Raw genomic sequence first — 3,023 nt, 5'->3', positions numbered from 1 at the left:
TTAAAAACACGGCAAAACTGGCATTTTCATACGTCATCTATCATTGACTCCCACCATCAGCGACTCTGCCACGCTACGATCTATGGTTAGGGATCTCAAAAATGGTCGATTCAATCTCCTAACCATCTAGTCATGACGCCTGACAGGAGCGGTAAATGCGCCCGTCCCGTGTCCGCAGGACGAGGCACACTGGCACCGGGCAGTGAATACCTCCGCGCAGCGGCACAAATGAGGAGCACAGCGACATCCTTGTGGTTTGCGGGGCAGGGTATAAGCTCCGGTATGGCAAATGAATAGCGAGATGTCCAGCCTAGACGACTTGATGGAAATAACTACCTGTAGCTAGAACCTGAGAGAGTACATCGAGTTTTAACAGAAAAGCTTAAAAACGTGGGGCTTTCACTATGAAAGAATTGTTAAATATCTTTTAAATTCATTATGTTAATATTGAAATTTGCGTGGGGCAAAATCAAGGAAAGAGAGGGGCAGAATTACCCGCCCCAGTTGAAATATCCTACTCATCTGCAGGTGTTTTCTCCATAATCTTTCTTATTGCATCATCAATTTCAGCTTGTACTGTGGGTGAAATACGTGAGAATTCGTATACGACCAACCGCTTTTTCTGATCTGTTTTCTTCCTGGCATACTGGTGACGATCGGAGAACTCGCACAGTTTTTCTGTCTCAAATTGCTTAACTTGCACCGGTTTCAGGCTTTTGCTCTCAGCCCGAATAATCGCAAGGATTTTTTTCTTATCCAAACTTGCCCCATCAGCCTCCGCAACCCGTTTTTGAACCTTCTCCATCAACTCAGGTATGGACACACCTTTGGTCTTAGCATCTTCAGCGACCTGAAGGAGTAACTGGTAATCAGTTAGGGAGATATCGTTGATGACAGGGAATACAGCGACCATCTCATCAGGAACTGCGGCTGCCTGAAACGCACGTGTGACCTTGGCGGGAGAGATGTTTTCTGCTCGTGCTATCTCTTCTTTGGTCATACCGTTGTCGTACATCACTTCAAAGCGTTTGCCAAGCTCACGTAAACTGTGTTCTCGCGCCGTCTGGATATCAGTAGCCAGTTGGCGAGCATCTGTAATACTGATTTCGTCTTTCGTTACCAGTATTTCAAACTTCGTCTGATTAAAGATACACGCGGCACGACGACGAGTGCCATCCAATATTTCAATAAGCCCGTTAACTTCACGACCAATGGCTGGGAAGAATTGTTGCAGCTTAATGGTACGAGAAATGTCGCTAACAGATTCGGGCGTAAGCATAGTTTGATCACGCCCGTTAACAGATGGGTCAACAAATGTTTTTGACTCGATATCACCACTGAGCACAACAGTGCTAACAAATTTCGCCTGTTTACCTGATTTTAGAGTGAAAGTTTTGGAATTACCTTCGCCCTCAAGCATACGTGCAAACTCTGAACTACTGTTTCCCAGCACTCGTCCGCGGGCTAAAACCTTTTTCATTCTGCCGATCCTCTGATGAATTCAATTCGATCAAAAACTGCTTTAGTAAAACGTTCAGCTTCGGTGCGGGCTTTCTTTAGTGCTTCAGCGCTGCCAGGGTAAGACATGGGATTGGCGCTTATTATCGTATCGAACGATTCACCACAGCGCTCGAATCCATCCAGACGTGGCAAAGATGAATCAAGAATGCTACTTGCATATACTTCTCGCGCCAAACTATGTGATGTTTCATGATCACGCTTACTGGTCATCTTCGACATAAATCCAATGTTTGCGCACAGACGCGGCTCTATCCCTTCTTCTTCAAGACGCTCCAACATCTCCGGCAGGCGAGTCAGATATTTTAGCGTCGAATGGAAATCAACCTGTGCGGGCGGAGTGGGAGTCAGCAGTAGGTCACTAGCCGCAAGGCCATTTAACAGGAACGGGTCGAGGTGAGGCCCGGTATCGATAAAAATGAAATCGTAATCATCGGCAACACGCTCTATTATTTTTTTCCTGAGTACCTCTGATGGTTTTATTCCCGGTAAATATTCTGCCACTAGTGACTCCCACTGGCTGGCCACAAAACCATCATCAATAGAAGCAGGAATAACGTCCACACCAGGAATTATAGTTGGGCGAATGACTGTATTACGCAATGTATCTGCATCTAGATCATTCAGCATGGCCTGAGCTGCTGTTTCAAGTACTGAACCAATACTATGAGTATGGTCCAGGAACATGGTGCTGGATGCCTGTGGGTCTAGGTCAATCACAAGGATTCGCAAATCGTGCCGCAGCAAGTCTTGGTGAACACGCAGCGCATGCGCCAACGTTACAGTACTGACAGTCTTCGATACACCACCTTTAAGGTTTACGACAAAAATCACATATGGTTCTTTGTGTATATCGCGGTATTTTGGGATTTTACGATGGTCATAGATATCAATAACATTCTGAATCGTTAATGCATATTGCTCGACATTACCGATCTGCTTTTTATTGAACTTATATCCATGTTCTTCCATCTCTTTCATTGATTGCTCAACGATACGGCGGCTCAGTTTAGGCAACTTAGCCACGGAATTGCGGGTATAAGTCTGGTGATACTCGGTCAGATTAAATTCCTTCCGCTGTTCTTCAATATCTCGACTCATGACTTGTAGTAAAGCACTTGCTCTCAAAGCTATTGTACCAACACCACCGTAATCGCGTTTCATCATTATTCCTCGGGTAAGTATTCCTTGCCTTAGTTGGCTTCTAAAACACAACCCATTGTACATTTAATTAAGAAACGTACAACAAAAAACAGACTGACAATAAAATATCGTACATTTATAATATGTACGACACAAAAATTATAAGGACAAGTAACCACGGAAAGCCAAGTGTAACATTAGGGTACACCCTTTTGAGAGTATGTGAGTTCGAAACAAAGTAAGCGTCGTTAAATCCCCACAGTGTTCGGTCGTGGGGTTTAAGGTAGGGTGATTTTCCAGGGCAGCAGCGTGTCCCAGTCGATGGCGTCGTCCGGCGATTTCAGCGCCGTCAGCAACGCATG

General features: G+C 45.1%; 2 protein-coding genes. Both read right to left on the bottom strand.

The genetic code is table 11. The features are described from left to right. Window positions 1-514: 514 nt before the first annotated feature. Window positions 515-1,480 carry a ParB family protein gene (locus ACMV5I_RS29285; protein ID WP_414825948.1) on the bottom strand — a complete coding sequence of 322 codons (966 nt, stop codon included), beginning with the start codon at window positions 1,478-1,480 and terminating at the stop codon, window positions 515-517. After that, complete coding sequence (locus tag ACMV5I_RS29280) at window positions 1,477-2,682, bottom strand: AAA family ATPase (protein WP_414825949.1); 1,206 nt, start codon at window positions 2,680-2,682, stop codon at window positions 1,477-1,479. The genes ACMV5I_RS29285 and ACMV5I_RS29280 overlap by 4 nt, the downstream gene beginning before the upstream one ends. Between the last annotated feature and the right edge of the window lie 341 nt (window positions 2,683-3,023).

The organism is Serratia sp. T13T92, from assembly GCF_047530105.1.
Taxonomy (GTDB): domain Bacteria; phylum Pseudomonadota; class Gammaproteobacteria; order Enterobacterales; family Enterobacteriaceae; genus Chania; species Chania fonticola.
Note: the sequence above shows the minus strand (reverse complement) of the source record. Positions and strands in the feature narration are given on the sequence as shown.